This window comes from Sulfobacillus thermosulfidooxidans (assembly GCF_001280565.1).
Lineage (GTDB): Bacteria > Bacillota > Sulfobacillia > Sulfobacillales > Sulfobacillaceae > Sulfobacillus > Sulfobacillus thermosulfidooxidans_A.
On the sequence record NZ_LGRO01000001.1, the window covers coordinates 539,377 to 565,192 of the forward strand.

Annotated in this window: 25 protein-coding genes and 1 pseudogene; 16 read left to right on the forward strand and 10 right to left on the reverse strand. The window is 55.8% G+C overall.

Translation table 11 applies throughout. From position 1 onward, the window contains the following. Positions 1 to 52: 52 nt before the first annotated feature. The gene (locus AOA63_RS02770) at positions 53 to 640 is read left to right on the forward strand and encodes a recombinase family protein (protein WP_053958286.1); all 588 of its coding nucleotides are present in this window, start codon (positions 53 to 55) and stop codon (positions 638 to 640) included. 833 nt (positions 641 to 1,473) lie between these two features. Here AOA63_RS02770 and AOA63_RS02775 read toward each other — a convergent pair. Further along, positions 1,474 to 2,433 (reverse strand): DMT family transporter, encoded by a 960-nt coding sequence (locus AOA63_RS02775; protein ID WP_053958287.1) that lies wholly within the window; start codon positions 2,431 to 2,433, stop codon positions 1,474 to 1,476. A gap of 3 nt (positions 2,434 to 2,436) precedes the next feature. Further along, complete coding sequence (locus tag AOA63_RS02780) at positions 2,437 to 3,801, reverse strand: KamA family radical SAM protein (protein WP_053958288.1); 1,365 nt, start codon at positions 3,799 to 3,801, stop codon at positions 2,437 to 2,439. 181 nt (positions 3,802 to 3,982) lie between these two features. Between AOA63_RS02780 and AOA63_RS02785 the strand changes: the two genes are divergently transcribed. Continuing rightward, positions 3,983 to 4,489 carry an Lrp/AsnC family transcriptional regulator gene (locus AOA63_RS02785; protein WP_082343706.1) on the forward strand — a complete coding sequence of 169 codons (507 nt, stop codon included), beginning with the start codon at positions 3,983 to 3,985 and terminating at the stop codon, positions 4,487 to 4,489. A 944-nt stretch (positions 4,490 to 5,433) separates the two neighbouring features. Here the strand turns inward: AOA63_RS02785 and AOA63_RS02790 are convergent. The 3 genes from AOA63_RS02790 to AOA63_RS02800 form a co-directional block, all read right to left on the reverse strand. Continuing rightward, a complete protein-coding gene (locus AOA63_RS02790; protein ID WP_053958289.1) occupies positions 5,434 to 8,319 on the reverse strand; it encodes an MMPL family transporter in 2,886 nt (961 codons plus the stop codon). 155 nt (positions 8,320 to 8,474) lie between these two features. Beyond that, positions 8,475 to 9,281, reverse strand: coding sequence for a 3'-5' exonuclease (locus AOA63_RS02795; RefSeq protein WP_053958290.1), 807 nt, complete (start codon positions 9,279 to 9,281; stop codon positions 8,475 to 8,477). A gap of 34 nt (positions 9,282 to 9,315) precedes the next feature. After that, entirely contained in the window at positions 9,316 to 10,920 is a 1,605-nt protein-coding gene (locus tag AOA63_RS02800; RefSeq protein WP_053958291.1) for a helix-turn-helix domain-containing protein, read from the reverse strand. Between the two features lie 183 nt (positions 10,921 to 11,103). Between AOA63_RS02800 and AOA63_RS02805 the strand changes: the two genes are divergently transcribed. After that, positions 11,104 to 11,331, forward strand: a complete 228-nt coding sequence (locus AOA63_RS02805; RefSeq protein WP_053958292.1) for a hypothetical protein — start codon at positions 11,104 to 11,106, stop codon at positions 11,329 to 11,331. On the opposite strand, the gene AOA63_RS18835 is transcribed toward AOA63_RS02805, so the two are convergent. Then, a complete protein-coding gene (locus tag AOA63_RS18835; RefSeq protein ID WP_082343708.1) occupies positions 11,303 to 11,908 on the reverse strand; it encodes a helix-turn-helix domain-containing protein in 606 nt (201 codons plus the stop codon). The two genes, AOA63_RS02805 and AOA63_RS18835, sit on opposite strands and share 29 nt — an antisense overlap. A gap of 152 nt (positions 11,909 to 12,060) precedes the next feature. Here AOA63_RS18835 and AOA63_RS02815 point away from each other — a divergent pair, with 152 nt between their 5' ends. The 10 genes and pseudogenes from AOA63_RS02815 (at position 12,061) to AOA63_RS02855 (ending at position 19,902) form a co-directional block, all read left to right on the forward strand. Further along, positions 12,061 to 12,291: a helix-turn-helix transcriptional regulator gene (locus AOA63_RS02815; RefSeq protein ID WP_053958293.1), complete on the forward strand. Its 231-nt coding sequence runs from the start codon at positions 12,061 to 12,063 to the stop codon at positions 12,289 to 12,291. Continuing rightward, positions 12,288 to 13,151, forward strand: coding sequence for a PD-(D/E)XK nuclease family protein (locus AOA63_RS02820; protein WP_082343709.1), 864 nt, complete (start codon positions 12,288 to 12,290; stop codon positions 13,149 to 13,151). Before AOA63_RS02815 ends, AOA63_RS02820 begins: the two co-directional genes overlap by 4 nt. A gap of 77 nt (positions 13,152 to 13,228) precedes the next feature. Continuing rightward, positions 13,229 to 13,936 carry a hypothetical protein gene (locus AOA63_RS02825; RefSeq protein ID WP_053960595.1) on the forward strand — a complete coding sequence of 236 codons (708 nt, stop codon included), beginning with the start codon at positions 13,229 to 13,231 and terminating at the stop codon, positions 13,934 to 13,936. A 95-nt stretch (positions 13,937 to 14,031) separates the two neighbouring features. Then, complete coding sequence (locus AOA63_RS02830; RefSeq protein ID WP_053958294.1) at positions 14,032 to 14,811, forward strand: hypothetical protein; 780 nt, start codon at positions 14,032 to 14,034, stop codon at positions 14,809 to 14,811. An 85-nt stretch (positions 14,812 to 14,896) separates the two neighbouring features. Further along, the gene (locus AOA63_RS19960; protein WP_053958295.1) at positions 14,897 to 15,295 is read left to right on the forward strand and encodes a hypothetical protein; all 399 of its coding nucleotides are present in this window, start codon (positions 14,897 to 14,899) and stop codon (positions 15,293 to 15,295) included. Between the two features lie 5 nt (positions 15,296 to 15,300). Beyond that, on the forward strand, positions 15,301 to 16,530 hold the full coding sequence (locus tag AOA63_RS02840) for a DEAD/DEAH box helicase (protein WP_053958296.1): 1,230 nt from the start codon (positions 15,301 to 15,303) through the stop codon (positions 16,528 to 16,530). Continuing rightward, positions 16,463 to 16,711, forward strand: a complete 249-nt coding sequence (locus AOA63_RS20535) for a DUF559 domain-containing protein (protein ID WP_431607699.1) — start codon at positions 16,463 to 16,465, stop codon at positions 16,709 to 16,711. Before AOA63_RS02840 ends, AOA63_RS20535 begins: the two co-directional genes overlap by 68 nt. Further along, positions 16,615 to 18,030 (forward strand): annotated as a pseudogene (locus AOA63_RS02845) (helicase-related protein); the annotation flags it as partial. The gene AOA63_RS20535 and the pseudogene AOA63_RS02845, both read left to right, overlap by 97 nt. Positions 18,031 to 18,122: 92 nt before the next feature. Then, the gene (locus tag AOA63_RS02850; protein ID WP_053958298.1) at positions 18,123 to 19,190 is read left to right on the forward strand and encodes a hypothetical protein; all 1,068 of its coding nucleotides are present in this window, start codon (positions 18,123 to 18,125) and stop codon (positions 19,188 to 19,190) included. Positions 19,191 to 19,377: 187 nt separating this feature from the next. Then, the gene (locus tag AOA63_RS02855) at positions 19,378 to 19,902 is read left to right on the forward strand and encodes a hypothetical protein (RefSeq protein ID WP_053958299.1); all 525 of its coding nucleotides are present in this window, start codon (positions 19,378 to 19,380) and stop codon (positions 19,900 to 19,902) included. A 506-nt stretch (positions 19,903 to 20,408) separates the two neighbouring features. On the opposite strand, the gene AOA63_RS02865 is transcribed toward AOA63_RS02855, so the two are convergent. Beyond that, positions 20,409 to 21,134: a polysaccharide deacetylase family protein gene (locus AOA63_RS02865; protein WP_053958301.1), complete on the reverse strand. Its 726-nt coding sequence runs from the start codon at positions 21,132 to 21,134 to the stop codon at positions 20,409 to 20,411. Between the two features lie 526 nt (positions 21,135 to 21,660). Between AOA63_RS02865 and AOA63_RS02870 the strand changes: the two genes are divergently transcribed. The 3 genes from AOA63_RS02870 (at position 21,661) to AOA63_RS02880 (ending at position 23,554) form a co-directional block, all read left to right on the forward strand. Continuing rightward, positions 21,661 to 22,338, forward strand: a complete 678-nt coding sequence (locus AOA63_RS02870) for a sigma-70 family RNA polymerase sigma factor (RefSeq protein WP_053958302.1) — start codon at positions 21,661 to 21,663, stop codon at positions 22,336 to 22,338. Between the two features lie 43 nt (positions 22,339 to 22,381). Next, positions 22,382 to 23,044, forward strand: a complete 663-nt coding sequence (locus AOA63_RS02875) for a hypothetical protein (protein WP_053958303.1) — start codon at positions 22,382 to 22,384, stop codon at positions 23,042 to 23,044. 294 nt (positions 23,045 to 23,338) lie between these two features. Beyond that, complete coding sequence (locus tag AOA63_RS02880; protein ID WP_053958304.1) at positions 23,339 to 23,554, forward strand: hypothetical protein; 216 nt, start codon at positions 23,339 to 23,341, stop codon at positions 23,552 to 23,554. Here the strand turns inward: AOA63_RS02880 and AOA63_RS02885 are convergent. The 3 genes from AOA63_RS02885 to AOA63_RS02900 all read right to left on the reverse strand — a co-directional run bounded on the left by AOA63_RS02885 (position 23,551) and on the right by AOA63_RS02900 (position 25,503). Continuing rightward, complete coding sequence (locus AOA63_RS02885) at positions 23,551 to 23,871, reverse strand: hypothetical protein (protein WP_206742804.1); 321 nt, start codon at positions 23,869 to 23,871, stop codon at positions 23,551 to 23,553. The genes AOA63_RS02880 and AOA63_RS02885 overlap by 4 nt on opposite strands. A 278-nt stretch (positions 23,872 to 24,149) precedes the next feature. Next, a complete protein-coding gene (locus AOA63_RS02895; RefSeq protein ID WP_139061479.1) occupies positions 24,150 to 24,407 on the reverse strand; it encodes a hypothetical protein in 258 nt (85 codons plus the stop codon). A gap of 109 nt (positions 24,408 to 24,516) precedes the next feature. Beyond that, positions 24,517 to 25,503 (reverse strand): hypothetical protein, encoded by a 987-nt coding sequence (locus AOA63_RS02900; protein WP_053958308.1) that lies wholly within the window; start codon positions 25,501 to 25,503, stop codon positions 24,517 to 24,519. Positions 25,504 to 25,816: the final 313 nt, after the last annotated feature.

The following is a 25,816-nucleotide window of genomic DNA, read 5'->3' on the forward strand; positions in this document are numbered from 1 at the left end:
CAATCAGCGGAACATTCCCGATACTTCTTAGTCCACCCCAAGGGGGATGACCATGTTAATCGGCTATGCCCGGATCTCGACGCCGGATCAAGTCTTGGCGGTGCAAGAGGATGCCCTCACCGCTGTCGGATGCGAAAAAATTTTTCACGATGTGCAATCGGGCCGAGTGGCGGATCGGCCGGGACTGCACGCCGCGTTGGATTATGCCCGTCCCGGGGATGTGCTCGTCGTGTGGAAGTTAGATCGTTTGGGGAGGTCCTTAAGCCATCTCATCGCCCTCGTTGAGGAATTACACGAACGGCACATTGGCTTGCGCAGTGTGCAAGAACACATGGACACCACCACCGCCGAAGGGCAACTCATATTCCATCTCTTTGCCGCGCTCGCGGAATTTGAACGCGGGCTGATTCGCGAACGCACCATGGCGGGATTAGCGGCGGCCCGAGCCCGCGGACGGTTGGGAGGTCGGCCCCGGCGACTGACGCCCGACCAAGTGCGGATGGCCGCCGAGATGATTACTTCCGGTCACATGACGACCGTGGAGGTCGCTCGCGCTTTTCATGTATCGCGTCAGACAGTGTATCGGGCACTGAAAGCCATGTCGGATCGGGAGAGTAAGATGGCGTCGCAAGGCTCATAGTCTATGCTGTTCGCATGGGCATGGTCGGACGCTTCCAACCATGCCCAATGACCGGGCGACAGGAATTTGTGGGGCACGGTCCCCGAAGAGGTGAGCGATATCAAACTGTATCAAGTCCATGTGGGCCATTGGGTGCGAAACGGTCGGGGGGAAGTATTCGTCTTGTCGGATGCTCGTCGATGCCCTCGGTGCCACACGCCCAACTTCTGCGCAGCCCATGAATATGCATATTTTGCGTGGTGGATAGGCACGATGCGCATGATCGATCCGAGCCAAACTCGTGACGTCTCAGCCTTTTTAACGCGACGCGAGGCGGTTGAGTCAAGGGACTAAAGAGAAGCAGGGAGGATGCGGAGATCTGACGACGAAGGCCATTTTTCACTGCGCGCAGTATTGCCAGTCTCAAAAATGTATCTTCTACGAGCCGGTGAATAGAGTGTAACGTCTTCCGGATTATCGGCCCGTGCCACCCCCACAGATCGTAGGGTGGCACTGGGGGCGAATGATGTGGAAACGATGTGCCGGCAGCCAACTATTCAGCCCCTTACGCCTTTACGCGACCTGTGGGTTGAGGCAGAGGACGGACATGATCGGGCGAGAAGGTGACCCCTTTCATACGGCTTCCCCGGGGCCATTTCGGTCACAGCCATTAGAAGCTGCACAGTCCTTCGGGGACGGGGATGAGGCGCGAGGAAAACGTATCGATTCGGTGTGCCCTGTTGCCTGGAGATGGCGCGATCGGTCGGGTCTTCGTCGGTGTGAGAAGTGTTGGCCGGAGGGGGCCGGTCAGCACGGGCGGGTATCATCCTACGAGCAACGGCGGTAACGGGGTTTTACCGATCGTGTGAAGGACTCCGGCTCCCCCGAGAGGCCGAAAACCGTGTCCGTCTGGGGAGGGGAGATGTGGCCATGACGGTGCTCAGAATGATCAACGTCCCCCCGACGATTTCCGGGACTGATACCGTCTCATGAAGCACCACCACGCTAAGACCGGTACCGACGAGCGGCTGAATGAAATAGAAGGTTGCACCTTGCCCCGCTGTGAGATGGGCAAAGCCGTAGCTCCATAAAAGAAAAGCCAACGCCATGGCGACTGCCCCCAAGTAGAGAATTTGCAACCAGAGCGTGAGAGAACTATGGAGCAGTGACGTCCACGCCCCCGCGACGAGAACCCATGGGGTTAAAGCGGTAGCCCCGAATACGAGCTCCCAAAAGATGACAACGGGGAGAGCCAGCGTCTTCAGATGTTGGTTGAGCACGGTATACATGGCCCACGCTATCGCGGCAAGCCCCAAAGCTCCTATACCGGTACCAGAGACCCGGTGGTGAACATTGATGCCGACAATCAGTACTACGCCGAGGAAGGCCAACAATAAAGCGATAACATTTCGCATGGAGGCGCGCTGCCCCGTCATTAACGACAACAACACGATGAAAACGGGGGACAGCGAGGAAATTAAAGACGCCATGGCTGCGGATGTTGCCGCTAAACCGAGATAGAGGAGTGGGAGGGAGACGCTATATCCGATGAGACCAATCACGGCGAGGAGCCCCAACTGCTGGCGAGATACGCGCCAAAATTGCCATCGAGCGGCCCAGGGTCCCAGAAGCACGGCAGCGATAACCAGACGAAGCCAGACCAATAGAATCACCGACACGTGATCCAGAACCAGTCGACTCACGACATACATACTGCCCCAAATGATGGCTGTGGTGACGAGAGCGGCAACGGCTCGTGACGGCACCGCGGAACGCCGTGGATCGGTGACGGCCGGTAATCTCTTGGGATGCATGGATTATGCATCCTCCAGAGTTTGAACCGATGTCGGCCAGCTGGTCTTGGTTATCGGTGTGAAAAACTCCTGCGTCTCTTCGTTAATCGGTTGAAGTTCGCTGAACCACGTAGCTTTTGAGTCATAGGCTGCAAAAAATGGACGGCCCACCCAGTCTGCGTTCCGAGCTTGAAGGAATCGGAGAACGAACATTGATCGATCACGCCGCTCAACGATGCCATCAACAAGGACCTTCCCGAGCTCCGTGGACATCACCGGCCCGCGCACGGTGCGGGCTAACCCGGAAACCTGCCGATACGCCCCTCGAAAAATCTGGTAAGCCTGTGTTAAAGGAACGGAAAAATAGTGGTGGGCTCCGGTATCACGCGCCTGAAACATATAGTAAGGGATTATTCCTAAGTGCACTTCGGTTTTCCACAAGCTCCTCCATACGTCAACGCGGTCATTAACGTGGTGAATCAGGGGAGCTTGGGCCCGAATGAGTGCTCCCGTGCGTTGAATACGCTGCACGGCCTCACGGGCGATGCGCGTAGATAATTCCACGGGATGACTGTAATGCGCCATGATGGCCAAGTGTTTTCCTGCATTGACAATCCGCTCAAACACACCAAGGAGTTCGTCCGCATCCGTATCCGTGACAAACCGCTGAGGCCAGTAGGCGAGTGATTTGGTTCCGATGCGAATAGTGGTGAGATGCTCCAAACGAGGATCGAGCAACGGCTCCAGGAATCGGAATAAGACTGATGCTTTCATGATGAGTGGATCGCCTCCCGTCACCAAAAGATCTGTGACAGCAGGGTGGGAAGCCAGGTAGGTTTTCAGTGTGTCTACCTCGGACGACGCCATCTTTAAGTTGTCATCTCCGACAAATTGTGCCCATCGGAAACAATAGGTGCAATAAGCGTGACAAGTTTGTCCCGGACTGGGGAAAAATAAGACCGTTTCGGCATAGCTGTGTTGAATTCCCGCTAACCGTTGCCCGTCCACGGAAGGGACATTGAGAGTCATTTGAGCACCAGGATGCGGATTCAGTTCGGCCCGGATTTTTTGAGCCACGTGGTGAAGAGTCTCTTCGGATGCTCCGGCTTTCAGCAAGGAGTAGAGACGGTCGAGATGCGGTTTCTTCAGCATGCCGGGCTGGGGAAACGTGAGTTGGAAAATCGGGTCATCGGGAATAGCATCCCAATCAATCAGTTGATCTATTACATAAGAATTGACACGGAAGGGCAAGACCGTTGCAACCGCTTTCATCGCCAGTCGCAGATCCGGACTGAGCCGTTGGAGGTGAGGTAAGCGATCGAGTTGGCGAAGGGTTAACGGCTGATAGACTCCTTGCACGCAGTTTTCCCATGAGGATTTTTGGGTCATGCTCTGAGACCTCCTTTGTTACCATAGGCCAATGGGTGTTCTGAATGGTGCGAAACGTTATGTCCCGTGTGGGTTGGCAGATTCTGTACTTTTCCCTCTTTTAGTGTAAAAAGGTGACAGGTAGCAGTAAACGCATTATGATAAGAAAAATGACGGATAAGCTTTAGAAATGAAAGGATAGATGACATTGGGCTTTCGTGAGGACGGGTTCTTGGATCGTACCGATTGGCGCATTTTAGCCTTGTTACAAAAAGATGCCCGCATCACGTACCGTGAATTGGGCCATGCCGTGGGATTATCGGCACCTGCCGTAGCCGAACGGATTCGCAAGTTAGAAGACCGGGGGGTGATCCGCGGGTATCGGGTGGACATTGATTGGAAGAACGTCGGGCTTCCCGTTGAAGCGTTTATCCGGTTGACTACACCACGTGAAGCGAGCCGTCGCGTGAGTGCACAGTTACAGCAGATCCAGGAAATTATGGGCTGTTGGCGCGTTGCCGGACCCGATTCCTTTATTTTGCGGGTGGGCGTCTCGTCGATGGAGCACTTGGAATGGCTGATTGACCGGTTGGCGCGATTTGGTCAGTCCGTTACCTCGATTGTGCTGTCGACAACGTTTGCGGAACGGCTCGTCGAGACGTTGCCGATGGATTGGAAGACGCATTCACCATCTCACGAGCCGAGCTAAACGGATTGCCTCATTCCGTTACGGAGACACTGGTGGGGGGGGCTTTGTCTCTGTTCGTCCGTCTGCAATTCCCAGGAGGGCGTGGGAGGGTGAATGATGTTGCGTATTTTCAAAGAGAGTCATGTGGCTCCGAGTGAGCGACACTGGCCTCATCGCTGCCTCTGATGAGGCGACTTTCTATAACCCACGCAGTTCCGGGATAATCGGAAGCAATGATTTTTGTCGCTTGGTCATTCTACATCGCACTACCCCACGCTGTTATGGGAGAGTTCTGCTATCGCAGGAAAGAAGGGCGATAGCGGGAACGGTAGGAGTGGGTGGCGGTGCACTGACCGGCCTGGGTATTTACGTGATTCTCATTTGGTCGTCCGCACTAGTCATTCACAGACATCATGTTTTTATAATCCATCCGCGATAAGAGTGGGGATTGCGTACACGGGCGAAATCGTGGCGGTTCCTTTGGATTGGCTGACGGGAGAGCTTCCTGCAGGCAATCCCCGTGAGACTTTTCTGTCATATTAAACCATGCATCAAAGCCAGGAGGCTTGCCCTATGGTACACAAGCTCTCGTTTTTATTCACCAGCTTGGTGATAATCCTATTAGTCGGGTGCGGCACTACGGAATGTGAGCCACCCTAATCCTAATGTGCCTCCCGGTTATAAACCCGCTAAATTATGGATTGCACACCATATCCCTCCACTACAAAACCAATGGACAAATTTTTTCTACAGATTAGTAATGGCAAGGTTAGTCAGAGGCATACTTAAACCGGGGTTCCGCCCACTCTGCGGGGATTTCTGCGGGTAAATCTCAAACGCGCGGCAAAAGGCGTTATGTGAGTAGTGCTAACAGCCAGATAGAGCATTGGCTTCTCCAGTGACGTAAGCGTCAAACCATTCCTTGGTTATCCACAGGCTTGACATAGACCGTCTTTCTCCGAGGATCAAGGCTTCCACAGACTGGCGGTCGTTTGCCCCGTCAGCACAAGGTGAATGGTTGCTGGGCGAGGCACGATGTGCACGTGCGGGAGATCCGTGCGAATTAACGTGGGAATGACGATGACCGCCCATGCCAAACTGAGCCACGCGACCCACCGATCCCACTGGCGAAACCAGGAGAGCGGATGCGACGGACGCTCGCCTCCGAAGGCGGCGGCGGTGGATGGCATTAAGAACGACCGCATTAAGAACGTATCAAAGAGCACATTGGTGCCAATTAACATGCCCGCCGCCCGCAAAAACGGCAACGGTGATGCCAACAAGACATAAAAACTCGATGCCATCACGAGGCCAGCACTGGTAATTGATCCCCCAGTTTGGGCCACCGCTTGGGCAATACGTTCCGGAGTCGGGTGTCGTCCCATCGCGTGGGTGAGGAGCACTTGGTAGTCCAAAGCCAATGCCAACATCAAACTCACGGCGAGGAGCATGACCGGAAACGCCACGTGCAGCGGGAAGATATGGGGCCATCGCCGGGCGATCAACGGATAGATGGTGAGGGTGGTTAAGAACGGAACCAGCTCAAAGAGAATCGCTAACGCTGCCGCTCGGAGGGTCTGGGTGAGTCGCCATCGGACCCAGGCACTAGCCAGCAGTCCCGCCCCCACGAGCACAAGGAACCCGCGTTGAAACCACGTGCTGGCTGTGCGTTGCACGGTGTTCGCAGATCCACTGAATGCCCAACGCAACGGAAATGGCAAGACCGTTCGCAACGCAGAAGCCAGCTGAGACCGAGGCAATGGCCGTCCGGAGCGCGTGGCCACCCGGATCAAGAGGATACCCCGTGAGGGATGCCAGAGGCGATGCAACGCGGGAGGAATCATCGTGGGGTGACTGACCAGAGTGTGTAACGTCTCCGACGACATCCCGGCCATCGGATTCGACCACTGCACCCCGTGGGAATCGGGAAGGTTCGCTAATTGCGTCTGCACTCCGGACCACGAGATGAAGGATGGCACATCAATAACGAGCATGGCGGTCGATGAGGGCGGAGCCACAGGTTGCTGAGCAAACGCCTCGCGCACCGTGTTGGTTCGGGGCAAGAGTTCGGCTGCGGTGGACGGAGTAAACACCGTCATTTGCGGGGGATGCCGGTCAATCAACAAGAGCACCACGAACGTGGCTAAAAACACCAATCCGGGAATTAGGACGCTTCCTTGTCCGATGACCCGATAAACCCGATCTAACACGTCGGATAACGAGACGGGTAATCGACCGCGCCACCACCACTCGGGCCAGGCGGCCAGCAAGGGCACGACTAAGAATTGGGATACGCCCCACGCAGTCAGGGCGGCCACGGCACTGGCCAGCGCGAACGACCATCCTAATCCCCCGGGCAAGGCCAGGGGGAAGGCCAACACCGTTAAACTCAACGCTAAGACCGACCACGGCATGGCGTGTTGCGCGTGATGAATGGCCAGGGATTGCGCGTGCTCAACCCGGGCAGTCCGGGGGAGCGGGGCAGATTCGCGCCAGGCCCGACCAAAGGCTTGAATTTGAAAAATGGCGTAATCGAGCGATAATCCCATGGCTAACAAATTGGCGATATTTAAGGCATAGGGGGAGATGGCGATTCGGGTCTCGATCCCTCGCAAGATGGCCATGGTGATCAGACTGGTTAATCCTCCCACGCCCACCGCCAGACCGGTGGTGGGGAGCGATCCCAACGCCACGAAGAGCATCACGACTGCGATAATCAAGGCCCAAAGGCTCGTCGTGGACAGGGTGGACGCCACCAACCGATTTAACGTCTGATCCGCTAAGGACTCGGTTAAGCGTTGGGGATGCCACGATGCCGGAAGATGGGGCGCGGTGGCCGGAACGAGACTGGCACGCGCGTTGATGGGTACGACATGAGGCAGATGAGTGGAGGATGCTGCCACGTGCACGAGCCACGGATCGGGAGGCGAGGTCTGGGGGCCATCATACTGCGTGATTGTTTGATTGGCCCAGACCACTCCGGTTGCAGACGGAGGGAACGCGGGCGAGGTGGCGTGACTCGCTGCGGCTCCCGCGGGATGCCACGCGAACGCCACCAGAATACCAGTGAGAATCAGCCGCCAGCTGGGATAGATTTGGGCCATGATCAGCAGAGTGCGCACACTTGCCATCACCACCGGGCCCCAGACTAAGAGGACAATCGGCCAATGGGCCGACGCGGGATCTTTGGCATAAAACCCGGGCCACACGGCGGGGAGAAGAATGCCGATGATTGCCCGAGGTAACCCCGATGTGGGAATCGCATCAAAGACGAATCGCCCGATCACGCGCCCCCATGGGGTGCGTGATCGATCTGGATCGGGGCGGCCCCACCGAGCGACAATGGACGGAATGGCCAGAATCCCGGCAATGCTCAAAATGATCCCGACGTGTTCCCACACCGATCCGAACGTCATTTGATGCTCCGCGTGTTGGGCCACGTGAGCCAGCTGATGGAAAATGGGTTGATAAAACGGATGAAGCCGTGCCACGAGTTGCGCGGACGAAGTAATTGTCGGGAGCAAGGGTCGCAGGCTCAACCATCCTAAGACGGTGAGAGTCATCCAAAAGACCGATGCCGCCACGCGAGCTATGGGCAGAACCCGAGGCCATCGGGATGCCACTCCCACCGTGATCGTCCACCCCATCGCATTGACGACCACGAGGTCCACGAAAACTTGAATGACCCCGTTCGTCCAATGATTCCAGTGTGTCAACAGAGCCACCCATTGCGTCCCCACGGCGATAAGCAATCCCCAGAGAATCCATCGCCATCGCCCCGGAAACTGCTGATACCATATCGGAACCACCACCCATCCGATCCACGCAGCCCACACAATAACCCATGGCATTGCTCAACCCCACGCCCCTTCGACTGGCCCATTCGCTCCGAGACCTCGGCTCCGAGCTCATTACCGAGATGCTATCTGTCTATTTCGACACGATGGCAACAAATTCCTGCCGTGGCTCACGGGGGAGAAACAGATCCAGCGGAGAGGATGATGCGCTAGGCCGAGGGGCTATCATCCCAGGGGGCCCGGCCAATAACTTGGGTGACGGGTTGCCATTGATCCCGAAAACGATCCCACAACGGAGCGGATTGGGCATCCAGCCAGGCAGCCACCGAATTTTCCCAGGTCGTGATGTGGTCAGCGGTCCACCATCCCCGGTGATAGGCATACCGGCCAAACACCAAGGCGGTCGTGAGTACGTCCGCTGTGCAATACTCCCGAATGGCTTCGATCTCACCCGCTTGATACCGGTCCCACACCTGGCTCCCGTCCATGTCGAGTTTGCCCGGAATGCCCAAGACTCGGGCCATTTCGTGCAGGCTCATGCGGGGACTCGACCCATAAAAGCTCAAGACATCCATCAAATCCAGATGGTTGTCCTCATCAAAGCGTTTGCGGTAGCCATGATATGGCTCCCCCCACAGATAAAACTGGGGCGCGGCCACGCCATGCACCATCGCCCGATACACCAAGACGGGTAAATCAAATCCTTGCGAGTTCCATCCCACTAAGCGGGGGTGCCCCACACTGATGATACGAAAGGCTTCTTCAATCAGGGCGGCCTCAGACCACGAGGGGTCCCCCAAAGCCCGCAATTGGCGCAACATCCCGTTGGGCGCGATCCACGCTCCGGCAATGGCCACAATCTGATGAAACGCGGGTTTGGGCATCCGAGCCGGGGGTGATGGTTCGGGGGCGGTCGCATCCTCGGATGGGGGATCAGTGGGGGATGCGGCGTGAAGGCGAGCCAGATCGGGAATGGTTTCGAGATCCAAGACAAAAATCGGGGATGGTAAGGTCATGACGTATGCACCCTCCTTTTCGGAAATCCCGACTCTAAAACGGGGCTTCGGGCGGATCCCCGTCATCCGGGGGGATTCGGGTCGGGTTCGCCTGGTTCATGCGCCGAAACCGCACCAACATCGATTGCATCAGGCGTTGCTGTTCCTCGATGACGCGTTGCTGGGCTTGCAGCAAGTCTCGCTGATCCGGCGTCAGACCCGCCCAGGGATCCGGTGATTCTCCCGATTCGACACGGGGGAGCGGGGACGGGGGGCGGCGCTGAATGCCCCGCACGATCCCCACGATGCGATCCCGTTCGGGATCCAAAGGCATGTCGGCATAGCGGGGATTGGCCGCCCGCAACCACCACGAACCATCCGCCTGTCGAATCACCCACTTGAGCGTTTGTTCGCCATCGACTAAGGCCACAACCAAGGTGTTGGGAGGCACGTCGCGCCCCGGGGGGACGTGTTCCACGATGATCGTATCGCCTTCGGTAATCCCCGCAGGAAGCATGCTATCCCCGTGTACGGTCACAGCGAAGTCTCCGGGGTCATCCCGAGGAATCCACACATCCCCGTGATGATCCGTCTGCGCTTCCACGGGCACCCCGGCAATTACGCGGCCTAGCAAGGGAATGGCGCGCACGGGCCATTCGGGGGTAGAGGGTGTCGGGGGCGTAGACGGGGTAGCCCATGCAATCGCGTGGATCTGGCCCCGGTAGAATCTCATATTCACGGTATCACGGGCCTTATCATGCGCGGCTGTGAACGCCGCCAGTAAGTCCTCATAATTCTGATGCCCGGAAAACCAGACCTGGCGGGCCTTGCCGTGACGAGAGATCCGGCCTAGCAGGGCAGTTAGTCCCACCACATCCTGATAAACCGTGGGGGGATCCATCACGCACGCGTCCATCAAGGCCCATAGCCACACTCCCGGTAATTCATCCAGGGGGGTCGTGGGATGCCGCGAATCCCACGGGGTGCGTAACACTCCATGGTCTTCCAAGAAGGTCCAATCGGCCTCGGATACGGGGTGATTCCAGTGCGCGTTCCAATGCTGCACGACGGCTGTCACGGAATGCCGGTGCGCTTGGCGGCACGTGCGGAGGTACGATCCCCCCTGTTGGTTAAACCAATCGCTATGATAGGGAGCCATTTTGCGCCACGGCCACTGCATCACATTGACCACCCGGTCCAACGCGGCATCGGGATCCATATATCCCGCAATCACCGCCATGGCCAGCGTGGGCATCTGCAAGAAATTGGCCAGGGCGAAGGCCACCCGGATGGAGGGGCGGGCTACCGAACGCGGAGGCAGGAGATCAGATAACCCAACGTCCAGAGTGAACGCGAGTTGATCGGTGGTGAGATGGTATTGTGTTTGAACATCTACTACAAAGGATGCCCAGGACGGAGACGAAGATCCCCTGGCCTGTTGATCCACACTTATGATAGTGGAATCGGATAAGTCATCCATTGAGATGTTGAGGGCATCGGCGATTTTTTTTAACATGTCAAAACTCGGTTGACGCAATCCCAACTCATACCGACTAATGTTGTTCTGCGTTGTGCCGATTAGTTTGGCTAAATCCGTTTGGCTCAACCCCAACCGCTTGCGAATTGCTTGAAGTTTGGCCCCGAACGACAATTCTTCCAAAAGATGTCCTCCCATTTACTTGATGGCTAAATTATATTTCATTGGAATATAAATCAGAATAAAAAGGTAAATTTTTTCTTGACAAGGTATTCCATAGCGATGTAAGTTAGTTTCACAAGATAAGGTTTAAGCAGTTTAGAGCTTAATTATCCATCTGTTCTTGATGGATAGAGGAGGATTCCCATGGCGATCAACGATGAAACCCCACGCCCCCCGAAGGGGGCCAAGTGTCCGGAGGACTTCCTGCGCATCATCCGACCGAACAGCCCCAATCCTTTTGCGGACTTATCCGATGAACAATTGGAAGCCCTCGTGTTCTTGTTCCCCGATATCGAAGCGGGACGGTACGACCGCTGGATTGCATCCGGATGCTATGGTCCGCCTATTCCGGATGATCAGTGGCCCCGGTAACCCATCGCCGGGCGGCATCCCATTCCGCTTGGGAGACCCTCCGCCGCCAGAGTTCTTCCATAGTGGCGACGCTTGTTCGCAGACGGTGCCACTCCTCAATGGTGATGGAATCATCGCGGGGAAACAAATTCGTGGGGCGATCTAGCAACCAATCGAGGCTCACGTGCAGGGTATCGGCCACTAACAACAAATCGGCGAGCGTGGGGAACGTGGTGCCTTGTTCCCATTGCTCCCATTGCTCGGGGTCTACGTGCACTAACAGGGCACACTGGGCCGGGGACAACCGCCGCACCGCCCGGACTTGGGCGAGGCGTTCTCCAAAGTGGTGCCATCGGGCGTGGGGCAGGACTTGGGTCATGGGATCTGATGGATTGTTCACATCGACCCGACCTAACAAATAGTCGGTGGACGTTCCCAGAATATCCGCCAAGCGCACCAAGATTTCGAGCGGGGGCTGGCGGGACGATTGTTCATAATTAGAAATGGTAAATTGCGAAAGACCTAATTTCTCGCCCAATTCGGCTTGTGTATATCCATGCTGTTGCCGTAATTCTCGCATTCGGCTTCCAAACACCATATTCCATTCTCCATTGCATCAATGTTGAACATTACGATACGCAATAATATGGCATTCAGAAAATTTTAAGCATGACATATTGCACGATATGACAAAAAGTCATATAATAATGGCAAGGATGACAAAACGACTGTAAGGAAGGAGCACCGCTGATGAGTCCCTTAAGGGAAATCCGCCGCCGGCGTCGCATGACGCAGACCCAACTGGCGGAATGCATTGGAGTCACGCAAAGCCACATCGCGCAAATCGAGCGTGGCAAGCGACGCGGGAGTATCGCGGTGCTGCAAAAGCTCGCGGTGGCGTTGAATGTGTCGTTGACCGACCTCTTACCTCCGGAGTGTGCCAATCCGAAAATCCCTGAAAAGGAGACCGTTGTCCAATGACCCCCAACCGTTTATCCTGTGACAACGAAAAAGCACTTTCTCGCTTAAATTCCGTACATTCACCAGCAACGTCACCGCTGGACGCAATCCTGGAAGACGCGATACCCGAAGGCCCCTTGCCCTGCGGCAATTGGTCTCCGGTGCGGCTCGCAGAGTGGCTCCAGTGTCCCGCTCGGGGCGCGTGGAGCGCCGGAGTGTGGGAATTGCCCGAAGATTTTGACTATCCACTTCGACCCGATGCCCAGATCGGCAAGGCCATGCACAAATATGCCGAGACGCGGTTGCTCGGGATGGCCCCCGATGACGCGGCGGCGGCGGCGGCGGATGAGGCCATTGAGACCGATCCGGAAACGTGGCTCCCGTTGGTGGATGTGTGGGAAAGTACAATCCTGCCTCAGATCGGCACGCCCCAGGCCGTCGAGCAACGCCTAGAAGCGGATATCGACGGGCTCCCCGTGACGTGCGTGATCGACGTGGTGGATCAAATGGGTCAAATCCGCGACCTCAAGACCACCAAACGCACGCCCAACCCGATGGATGTGATCCGAAAATCACTACAGGCCCCTCTGTACGTCGAAGGATGGAGACAGACCACTGGGAAAACCGCTCCGTTTATGCTCGATTATTTGATTCGGACGAAAACGCCCCAAGCCGTCACGGTAGCGGTTCCGGTGACTCAATCCGCCATCGACCGGGTGCGGCGCCAACTGGCATGGGCTCAAGACCTGGCGATGAACCCTGATCACATTATCCCGAATCCCTATAATGCCTACGGCTGCGGGGGATGCCCGTTTGTGTCGGCGTGTAGCGATGCCTTCGACTTTCCGCGTCCTGAGACCGTCTCCGCTCAATCGATTTGAGCGGGGATGGCCCCCGGACGGGGGATTTTCAACAACCACCATTCACGGTTCCACAATACAACGAAACACACGAAAGGATGATTCCATTGGCATTAGCACCCTCCACCAACACCCCCCCAACCGTTCCGGATTATCCCGTTGTCCGGGATTATCCGGAGGCGGACTTGATCCCCGAACGGTTTCGGGTAAAGGTTCGTAGCTTTGAAAGCGAAGCGGAAGCCGTCCAAACCATGACGGGCGTGATTCTCGCCATCCGGCCTTCCCGGTGGTTCGCCGTGCCCGATGAAAAAAATCCCGAGGATCAGCTCACGGTTTGCGAATTGACCGACCCGCAACATGGATTGTACCGGCTTGACCCCGCCGCAGGTGACGCGGGACCCACGGAGATCCGCGAATGCGCCACGTGCCCGCTCAACAAATGGCGGTCCGCTCCCAACGGAGGGAAAGGGAAAGCATGCCGGGAAAAGCGGCTACTGCTCTTTTTACGCGACGGGGAGTACCTGCCCATCGTCGTGGTAGCCCCTCCGACGTCGCTACGATCCGTGGCCCGCTTTGTGACCCGCGCCGCCGCGCGCCGTCTCAAGCTCGGCCAAATCCATGTGAAACTCGCGATCGATGCCCAAAAACGCGGGCAAGAGGAATGGGGGGTTTTGCGGATAGAGGAAATGGAACTCTTGAGTGACGCAGCCCAACAAGATCTCGCAGACCGCCTGCAACAGGGTCCGTTAGCCCGCATGTATCACGAGTATGTGGCGATGCTGGCTCTTTCTGACCCCAGCCTTTAACCAACATCCGGCATCCGAGCGGCCACTCGGATGCCGGACCTACCACTGATTGTGTGTGTGTTCACATCCGCTCCTACGAAAGGAGAAAAAAAGATATGAACGATCAAATGATATCCGAAAGTCGGATATCCGAAAATACGCCCCAGGGCCATCGACCCTCGGGTAATCAACTGGCCGCGGCTCGGACGCAACAGCGCCGACAAATTAAAAAAGAGCTTCGCGCATCGATCCGAGTAACCCTGGTCAACTTGCGGCTAGGTCTTAAAGCGGCGCGTGACGAAGTCCGATGGCTTGCCGACGCCCTGCCGCGACCCCAAGAACTCTTGCGGGCTTTGGAGCACGATGCCATGACCGAAGACGAACCCGCGGCTCCTCGAGTGCATCACGGCAAAGCACCCACTCCATTGCGCATTTATCAATTCCTCGTGCAGCACACCGCATGGGAGTCCATGAGTGGCCGCGCCCGCCAGCGGGCACTCCGGGCCCACAAAGAAAGTTTGGAAAACGCGGTGCGCCAAGAAGCCCTAGACCAGATTCTGGATGCGCTGGATCGGGCCATCAATGCCGCTCGGGGCAAGCCCAAACTGATCGCCGAGCTACGCATGATGGCGCAAGACGCCATCTGGAAACTGAAAGGTCGGGGACGATGGGAAGCGCCGATCCTGATCTCGCAGCTCTATGACCAGCGAACCACCACCATGCCTAAAAACGAGTACGTGGCGCAAACAACGCCCCATTCTTCGACGCTCACAGCTCCGGATGCCGCCATCGCCACCCTCATGGACCACCCCGTCCCGACCCGTAAAACGCAGGGCATCTTTCGTCAAACCACGACCCCCGCACCAAACTGGGACTGGGCTCACCGTTCTCGGTGAGCCCAGTCTCGTGGCGGGGTGTTTTTGGGCCTTGCTATTTGCATCTTGCCATTCGCATCAACATTCAAAAAGGAGCGATGGATTTATGGTAACGAAGCCCCAACCCCAACGCACGGACACGATGCCTCGGTGGGTGACGGCACAGTTCCCCCCAGGGGACGTGGATGTGGCCCAGCGCGGGGCCGTAATCCGGCATCCGGTCTATGTTCCGCGTTCGTTAGCCGACCGCATTCACCGCCACGCCCAAAGGCATGGCCTGTCGGTCAGTGCCTGGTGCCGCATGGCGATTACCCGTGCCATGGCGCGGGGTTCCCTCCCCTCCATCCCCACGCCCCCCGAAAAATTCCCCGAAGACAAATGTCTCGTATGGGTCTATTTGCCCGACACGGTGAATCTAGCGGTAGATCGGCAGCGCCAGGGTCATTCATGGTCTCGCTTTTTGCGGGCGATTCTGGCCGATGCCGTGACGAAGGAGGAGGACTAAAGACCATGGAGTTACGACCGTACCAGCAGGCCGCGCTTCACGCCATCACCGCGGGCATGGAGCAGGGGGTTCATCGTCCTGTGGTCTCTCTGCCGACGGGCACCGGAAAAACCGTCGTGGCCGCCGAGCTTTTGCGCCGTCGGGGGCAGACCGCGCTCTTTTTGGCGCACCGGGACGAACTGATCCGCCAAGCCGCCCACACGATTCGGATGGTATGGCCCGATGCCGGCGTGGGCCTGGTGAAGGGGGCCGAGGACCAATGGCAGGCTCCGGTAGTCGTCGCCAGCGTGCAGTCGCTGCACCTGAAACGGCTCCAACGCTGGCATCCAGATCGGTTTGGAACCATCGTGGTGGATGAATGCTTTCCGGCAGGCACGCTTATTGATGGAAAACCGATTGAGACACTCCGTATAGGAGATCGAGTGATGGCCTTTAATCCCAATACCGGAGAGTTTGCATTAAAACGTGTGACACATGTTTTTCGTCGCCCCGTGCATCGTCTTGTTCACCTTAAAACCCCCACACGATCTGTTTTTGTGACTCCCAATCATCCTTTTTGGACCCAGCGAGGATGGGTCCAGGCCCAAGAACTGCAACAAAGCGACCAGGTTTTCGTAATAGGAGGAAATTGTCATGAAATTGATGCCATGCCCTTCATGCGGAATCGTTCGATGGGTGCAAACTCCCCAACAGTTGTGTCGAAAATGCACGGCCAAAATAGCCCAGAGAAAGCGAAGCATTTTAGCTCCCTGCATTTGGTGTGGGAAAACAACCAGGTTGATGGAAGCCGAAGCTATTCGCCGATTTCGATCAACAGGACGTGCGTATTGTTCAGCGACTTGCAAGACATCGTGGATTCGTCAGAATTCGAAACAGACCATGATACGAACGAATCACAAATATGCCGCCGAGAGAATGCGACAGAACAACCCTATGAAAAAGCCCCAAGTTCGCGACAAGCTCAGCCACACCTTACGTTCGATGAACTGGAAACCCCCAATTCGCGGAGGAAATGGATGCCCTCTCCCCGTGCCACAATTGTTGTTGGCAGACGCCTTAAACTGGCCGACAGAATACATTGTCCCGACCAAAATGGGGAGAACGGCGGGTTATCCCACGCATTACAAAATCGATATCGCCAATCCTTTTTACAAAATCGCCATCGAAATCGATGGAGGCTCTCACTACAGTATCAAAACCCAGCAACGCGATTTCAAGAAAAATCAATGGCTTAGTGGGAACGGGTGGATTGTGTTACGATGCTCGAACCGCACAGTGATGAACAATTTGAGCGGGTGTGTCCAGATGGTACAGTCTATAATCTGGAGGTTGAAGAATGGCATACCTATACAGCCAACGGAATCGTTGTCCATAACTGTCATCACGCCCCCGCACCCAGTTATCGCCAAATCTTAGACTACTTACAGCCGGAATTGCTCCTCGGTATCACAGCGACGCCGTTTCGGACCGATCTGACCTCGCTCCAGACGGTGTTTGATCGCATTGTGTATGCGTATGGCATTCGAGATGCTATCCAAGATCGTTGGTTGGTAGACATCCAAGCCGTGCGGGTTACGGGCACGGCCAACTTAGACACGGTGGCCACCCGAGGCGGGGACTTTGTAGAGGGGCAATTGCAGCAGGCCCTGAACACGTCCGCCCGCAATGCGATTGTGGTGGAAGCCTATCTAACCCACGCACCGGGCAGCAAGGCCCTTGTGTTTGCATCGGGAGTCGATCATGCGTATGCCCTGGCTGAGTGTTTTCGGGAGCAAGGGATCACGGCGGAAGCCCTCGATGGCAGCATTCCGGGGGATGTCCGACGGAGCACGCTCCAACGGTTTCGGGAAGGCACGATCTCCGTCTTGGTGAACGCCATGTTGTTTACCGAAGGGTTTGATGACCCGTCGATTGACACCGTGATCCTCGCCCGCCCGACCAAAAGTTTGGCTCTTTTTACCCAAATGGTGGGGCGGGGCACCCGACTGGCCCCGGGCAAAGACCACATGATCCTGATTGATATCGTGGACGCCACCCGGAGGCATAAGATCGTGTCGCTCAAGCACCTGCTCGGACTGCGACGGGATTTAGCCACCGGCACTCGCGTCAGTCAGGCCATGGCTCGGGAAGCTCGGGTCACCGCGCAGGCCGAAACCTGGCTAACCCGCGTGGCTCCGCATCGCATCGAGAGCCAGGACGTGGTGGATCTCTTTGCGGATCTGGTCGAAGATACGACTCCCACGGTGGATTGGCGCGATGTCGCGGATGGCTTGGCCGATGTGATGGAAGATCTGCCACTCAAGACCGACATTCTGCACGAATGTGTCACACGGTTTGGGATGGTGCGTCCCGAAGACCCCAGCACCCCGACGCAACGGCAACGTCTCCAAGACTTCGGGTGGCCTTCCGATGAAGCCGACAAGCTGGCCAAATGGGCCGCGTCCTGGGCCTTAGACCGCCATCGCGAAGCCCTTGCGACGTGGACCCAGAATCGAGCGACCCAGTGGGCCAACTTGTTTGGCACCTCTCCGGATGAGGTCTCGACCGCCGTGCGGGATGCCCTCTGGAAACTCACGCCCGCATCGGCGAAACAAAAAGCCTGGTTGCGTCGCCTGGGCACCCCGGAGGAACTGGTGGAAGGACTTACCAAAGGAGAAGCATCTTGGCTCATCGATCACACTCCTCGCCGGGCTTCGCGAGCATCCTGGGAAGAGGTGTTGTTCCATGGCGATTAAGCACCGTGTTTGGGGGTCCGCTGTGCGACGTGTGCTGATCGTCCTCGGAGAGTGGATGGTTCTGGTGGGAATGAGTGAGGGGGTGATCCTCGGTGCTGGATGGCTTCACCGCTTATTCCACACCTGATCCGAACGATATCGCCCGGTGGTGGGCGTATCTGGTGGTGCCCGATACGGATGTGGAAGTCCGCATCCTCTATCGCCAAGGGCCTCCTGCCATTGGGCGGTTTACCGATGGTCGGGCGTTTCGTCAGGCCATTACCCAAGCGGATGCGGATGCCGCAGTGACCGGAATCTATGCCACCTTAAATCCCGTGCGGCGGGATATTCCCTGGTCGTATCCCCGGAACCGATTACACCGGGGAGGCCCCGCGGCCCGGGATACAGATATCGCCACGCGACGGTGGTTGTTGATTGACCTCGATCCCCGTCGCCCTCCTCACACCAACGCCACGGCATCCGAACGACAAGCCGCGTTTGCTCGGGCCGCGAGCATTCGAGATGCACTGACGGCTTTGCATTGGCCTGCTCCCGCCCAAGGGATTTCGGGGAACGGAGCGCACCTCGTTTACCCTCTGGCCGACTGGCCGAATACGCCCGACACTACGGCGATGGTGCAACAAATTCTGCACGCGGTCGCCGCCCGGTTCAGCGACGCCGAGGTGGACGTGGATCAGAGTGTTTTTAACGCCAGCCGCATTAGCAAAATTTATGGCACGACTCCCCGCAAGGGCGATCCCGTGCCCGACCGTCCTTGGTGGCCTGCCCGCTTACTGGCTGTACCGGATCGCCAACATCCCTTGACCCGTGACCGAGCCTTGCGCGTGTTGGGATGGGTTCAACCCCAGAAACCCCCAGCGCATCGGCTGACCCCGGGAGGCCGGTCGGCATCCCCCCGGTTCGTCACGGTGGACCACGTTATCACCACCTTGGCGGCTTGGGGCATCACCGTGCGATCCGATCCCCAACTCTACGGGGGATGGTGGCGCATCTGGATTGAGTGTCCTTGGGCGTCTGAGCATTCGGGGTTTAGCGGAGTCTCCGAAACCGCCGTCTTTTGGGATCCCGCCACGCACCGGATGGGGTTTCAGTGCCAACACGCGCATTGTGCCCATCGCACCTGGCAAGATGTGAAAAGGAATTTTGGTTCACAACGGTAGATCGTTGGTGAAGGTAGGTATGATGTAAAGAAAAGGAGTGTGGCAATGACGTTGAAGCAGGTTTATCGGAATGCACCGTAAAAACTCCGTCCTTCAGGGCGGAGATATCAGGCGCTGACCCCGTAGGGGTCAATCCGGGGTTTCCTGCTAATTACCGTAACGGTTCGTCAAGAAGGGAGGGTGCTCCGTGCGAGAGACGACGGTCTTCACCTATCGTGTTACCCTGTCCCCAACGGAATGGAACAAAGCGTCTCAAGCTCGTCGAGCCGCTGGCGATCTGTGGACGCGCTTGGAAGAATGTCAACGGCATCCTGAGAGATCGTTAGGGTGGGTTGTCCCCTATGTCATTGACCGCTTTTCATATGACCATGAAAAGGGCGAATGGCCGGACAAATATCAACTATCTCAGATGCGCTTTTGGGGGGAAGCATTGTCACCGCTAGAACCCATACCATACACGTTTTATGTTCATTTCGCATGTTCTCCAGAGTGTCAGGGGCATCGTCTCTCGATCATCGACTGGAAAATTTATCAATTCTATCGTCGCGCCAGAACCTCTGAGAAAGTTATCCAAAGACTGAACACCCTCAATTCAAAATGCAATCTATCTTTCTTCGTAGGGACGTCGCTTAAGGCACATGTGTTTAAAACATACATGGTGATTGGATTGTATTATCCGCCAAAAACACGTAATCTAGTGTTCCCGTTTTAAGCCAAAAGGGATCGTGCTATGTAAAGGCGCTCGCAAACCTTATTAGGATGGTGGTCATAGGTAAAACCCCCAACGGTCCCAAGGCCAAACACCTTGGTCCAGGATCGTGTCTGGTGATGTGGGTCAGGGATGTCCCCGCTCTTTTTAGGCATGGAAACACCCCGTTCAATTGCCATGGGTTCGAAGGCCACCACCCCCTTTTGCGTAATCGTTGTCTGGCGCAATTCCTAAGTTTTGTATCGGATCGCCTTTTATGACGGACCTTCTGACGATGGATGAGTGTTTCGTCGGGAACACCGGACACAGGGTATGGCGGACGGGGCGGTCTTTCGCCACTGATGCCAGGTTTTCCACCATGCGATCAAATCACCGCGACAGGCCGCTGCCACCAACTGCTCCGAGGGGCAGCGGGGACAGCGTGTTGCATTTGGACGGGACACCTTGCGTGCCTCCCTTGGCTGTTTTGACCAGGGTATGGCGACAGGGTCTCCGACGTGTCTGGGAATCTATGGGAATACGCTAGCGTGCGGAGTTCCCGGGGAGCGGTGTTGAGCTTGCGCTTCGTCCTGTAACAGTTGGGGGACCGTAAGGAAGCGGTACCCGTCACGTTTGAGAGCCGGAATAATCTGAGCCACGGTATCCACGGTGGCTTGGGAACCGTTCGGCCCGTCGTGAAAGATGATTATGGCACCGGGATGGATCTGGGTTGCGATCCGATGAACCATTTGGGCGGCGCTATACCGATGTTGCCAATCGCGGGGATCGATGCTCCAGCCAATGACGCGATAGCCCATTTGCCCCAGCACCTGCAACGCGATAGGATCTGCTGCCCCGCCCGGCAGGCGGTACAACGTGGGATGAGGGACGCCCAAGGATTTCAGGATGTGTGCGTTATACTCGACTTCTTGACGAACCTCCGCCGCCGTCCGATGACGGAGAATGAGGTGCTGGTGTCCATGACTTTCTATGTCCATCCCTGCTCGCTGTTCATCGCGGACAAGGGCAGGATGACGTAACGCATGAGAGCCAATGATAAAGAACGTCGCGTGCACGTGATCTTTGTGCAACACGGCCAAGACTTTGGGCGTCCATCGGGGACTCGGACCGTCATCGAAAGTGAGCGCGACTACCTTATGGGGTGTCATCGCCTGGCGGATAATGGGCGCAACGGCTGCCGAAGTGAGATGGAGCCTGGCGGCAATCCCGGCCGCTGCCCCGAACCCGATCATCATGGCAAGGGATCCTCCTTTTTTCTCTAGCATGCGGATCGACGGGCCGGATTATGCATTCCGATCCCCCGTATGGGCCCCAACATTCAGGACCGGTGTTGCACGTGTTCGACATTGAATTTCGACAAAAAAGTCATGCGGGAAAAAGGAGTTCCAGGGGTTTATGCCGAACGTCACTTTTCATCAGCGAAAGGTGGACCCACGAGTGGGCGAAATAGACAAATGGGCCCCATGCGAGCGTGATGAGAGACCGAGCAATCCATCGCGACAGGCGGCCAGGGATGATACGATGACGCCCGATAGGGAGAATAGACCGTAAAGGCGTTTAAGGTATGCTCTAATCGTTAGGGCGGGAACGATATCATGCGGTGAATCGGGTATACGCTCATGAAGATGTGCCGATGTACTTGTCGATTATGCCTCTGGTAGATTTGATGGGATGCTGTCCTGTGCGTGGGCGTTCATTTCGCAATACGCGGCGTGGGAAGATGGCCGCGTTTTTGGTCCACGAAAAGAAATGAGGAAAACTATGACGAATCATGTATTCCTAGGACTTCCAGATAGGGTGCAGTCGTCCGATCTTCGCTCCAGACGCTCTTATCTCGATGACGCTCCGTGGTTGGACTGGGTGATGCGAGCCCAATCCGGGGACGAGACGGCGTGGGAGCAGATTTTTGATGCGGTTAAGCCGCTTTTGCGGCTTCTATTGCGGACCTATTATGGCCCGTCATGGGTGCAAGACCGGGACGATTTGTGGCAAATTGCGCGGATTGGGGTGTGGCAAGCGGTAATGCAGTACGAACCCGAGCGGCATGTGCCGCTAGAAGCATGGCTGCGTTTTGTCATTCGTCGACGACTGGATGACATGGTACGGCAAGCCTATCGCCAGAAACGTTCCATGGACGGTCGCCTGCTGCGGTGGGATGCGCCAGATTGGACAGAGGATCGTCGACACCCTGTAGGCTTCGCGGGGAATGCGGCCGATCTCGATCCCTTACAGGTTCTCGAACGCCATCAAATGCGAACGGATCTTTACGCGGCCCTTCACGATCTCACCCTCTTAGAGTGGCGGGTAGTGTGGGATATTGCGGCAGGATACTCGTATGAGGACGTCGCGCGACGCTGGGGACGCTCGCGAAAGACGGTCGATAACGCATTGCAGCGTGCTCGGCGTAAATTACGCGAAAAGGGGATGACGGCCCGGTAATGTCGGGGCCCCACGCACCGGGGATGGAAAGGGGGCAGGAGACATGGGATCGGCCACGACATGGGCTCTGTTGCTCGCTGCGGGCACTGTGGCATTCATCCACGCGGTCTTGCCGGATCATTGGATGCCTATTGCTCTCGTCGCACGAGCACAGCGATGGTCCCGAACGCGGACTCTGCGCATCGCCCTGGGGACGGGAGTGGGTCATGTGCTAGGCACGGTTGTTTTGGCCGGCTTGGTGTTAGTGGTGGGGTATGGGGTTAAAGGAATTCTGCGTTGGGACGTCCCGCTTGTCGGGGCGGTGCTGGTTGTTACTGGTGTGGCATTTGGAATTAGGACGCGAGGACATAGCCGACGACATCATACCCATGACCATGACGCACATTACGATCAGGCCCCCACACACCAAGCCCACTCGCATTCTTCAAGGCGGAGCGCCTGGCTCATTTCCACCGGAATTGCTGCGTCGCCCGATGTGAGCGTTTTGCCCGTGTTTGTCGGCGCACTAGCCGTGAATGGTCCTACCGCCGTGGCCGTCGTCGTCGTGTTTGCCTTGGTAACGATTCTCACCATCGCCGGGTTGAGTCTCATAGCTCTTTGGGGAGGATATCAGGTGGCGGAAGGAACCTGGCTCGAAAACCACGCCCATCAGGTCACCGCGGTAGTCCTCATTGTCTTGGGGTTAGTGATGGTGATCGGGGGATAATCGACTGACAGACCGTCCTCACACCCACGGCAAACAATGGGGTGCTTTAGCCTAAGATTCTGAGATTGTCATTAAACCCTGCCAAGAAGGATAGATAGGATTATGGTACATTACCATTTCTTTTATGCCTGGGGCATTCTGGAATAAGAGTCTTTATGCATGGTGACAGACACGGCGACGAGCTGTCCATGATCAGCGAGCAGCCAAAGATGGTTGCGGTGGGTAGTTAGCGGGAACCGAGACCCCTACACGAAAATCAAGGACCGTTGCGGTTGCGTGAGCGGTTGACAATGGATGTATGCGCCAAAGGGCATTCCTGCCATTACCCATGCATGGGAACCGTTGGCCGCCACCCCGACCGGATTTTTTATGGGGCAATTATTCGGGAGCACGCCAGATGGGGTAAAAATCCGGAGTACGCGGTTATTGTCTGCGCCCTGCGGATTGGGGTATAAAACGCCATTGGCCACTCAGACCCATGGACCGTTCACAAGGACGACACCTGGTTAGTTTCCTAGATGCCCCGTTAGGGGACCTGTGACGATTTGTTCAAGAACTTTTCCTGTTTCGGCCCTCACGATGAACAAACTATCACTATAGGGAGAGGACGCTGAATTCGACCATTGATTCGGGATACCTGACACGGCCACTAACCACAGATATTGGGTTCCAATGAGGGGAACCAGCGAATTCGCACGAATGAAACGGGTACTGGTCACCCGAATGGGCATCGTTCGCGCGTCAGCCGGATACACATGATCAATATAGGTCATGACCGACGTAATCGCGCTGGTTTGTGAGGTGGCCACCTTGAGTCCGCTTGACACGGGCAACAGGCTTTGCGGCCAAATCCGTAGGGACATACGTATTCAGATTAATTGGGAGGGGTGCCGCTGTTGCTGTAGGGGCAATGCTCAATTTCCATACCCCAAACCATCCAGCTCCTACAAGGACAATGCCTCCGCTTGCCATCCCCCACAAACGCCTTTGAGTCATAGATTCGCTCCCCGATTTCTGCACTCCCAGACTTGAACGGTATTGATCAAGGAATAGTCAACATTTCGATATTGACCATCCTGTTGGATCTCCAAAATATTACGATAATTTAGTGTGTTTCGCGTGAAACCTTGCGTTCGATTAACAGCCACGACGACAATCGTAAAATGGGAATAATTAAGGCTAAGACAAGCCAAATAGGAGCGAACGATGAGAACACGAAACCAGCAAGGCCTAATGGAGTCATGATCGCGATAAGCCATATCATGGCATCACTGTTGAGCGGTGCGCCCGCGGGATTGCCACCTTGTGCTCGTTCCCCGTAACAGCGAGAATGGTAGGGCACAATGAGGCCCGGCCATTGCAAAATGGTAACGAGGTCATTTTTTGAGACAATCTCATCCCCGCAGCGGGAGCAAAAAATGATATTCTTCGATTGCTCTTCCAATCTCACTGTCTCCTTAACGGTTTTCTTTCTAACTATTGTACCAGGGCACGTACGTATAAATGCCACGCTGAAAATTTGACTCGGCTTCTTGATCCATCAATGAAGAATTGTTCCAAAGATAAGAAAAATCTGTATGGATAGGTCCATATGCCGGCGGCAACCAATTATATGTGGTACCCGTGGTATAGCTTGATCCGTCAGGGACATACGAGATGGTCGCATGCTTAAACCATTGCCGATCGCCCGTTGTGAGACACAATACCCAGCTTGCTCCATTCCATACATAAACATTCTTATAGCCATAACGGTAGGTATGCCAGAGTTCGGAAGACATCGGAACATAGCTATTCAACGATATCCCTAGGAGATTGGCTACATCCAGAACGATATTACCCACTGTCGAAAGAAAATACGTGGCAATATCGTCGGCGATTGTATACGCAATAGTCAAATCGGAGGCATATTTTGTGCCCCCATCATCTATATGCATGGTCGAACTGGGTTGATATGTGGTAGTGACATTGATGGCGCCAACAGGAATGTTAATTTCATTGGACTTAATAACTATTGAGGATGACGATGGGTGCTGCGCTTCCCACTGGCGGGTCAATTGCTGTTGGAATTGGGGCGTCTGAGATTCTTGCTTAAGTTGAACAATGTACGCATTTTGCCGTGCGATAGTGGCCGCTGTCGGAGCCGTTCCCGTTACCGAATCGAATTGGGCATGATGCAGATGATTATATTGAGCGATCCATTTTTGTTCTTGCGTCACAATTTGTGTCGAAGTGAGTCCTCCAGACCGGGGAGCAGGGTCTGGTGATGACGAGACGACATTATAAGGAGAGGTTAGCCCTTGGTTAATGGATAAACTGCGTTCACTGTTAACGATAACTTTTCCTTCAGCAAAGGGCATCGGGCCTGTGTTAGTAGTGGTGCCAACACGCCCAGGAGAGAAGGGGCTTAATATACAAGTTCCTGCCAGTATCCCCATTGTTTTGACGATCAAAGAATTCACGATCTTTCCACCTTTCAAACTTTAGGATATTTGGTAATCGCACGGTGAACTCGATAGGTGCTAGTTCTTACTATGAAAGCTGGGAAGCCGCAGGGCAAAAGGTAACGATGTGACTCATTATCACGCCTGTTCCAGTGGATTAAAAACCATCTCATGTGGCACATGAGGGAGATATGCGATTTTGTCTAGAGTGACAGAGTGAGGGCTCTGGCTGGCAATTGAATGAAAGGACGATCTTTCTGAGGGAATTTTTTGAAAGTCGCCAGCATTCTGCACGATAAATCGGTATGCTAGTGACAACATGTCACGTCAG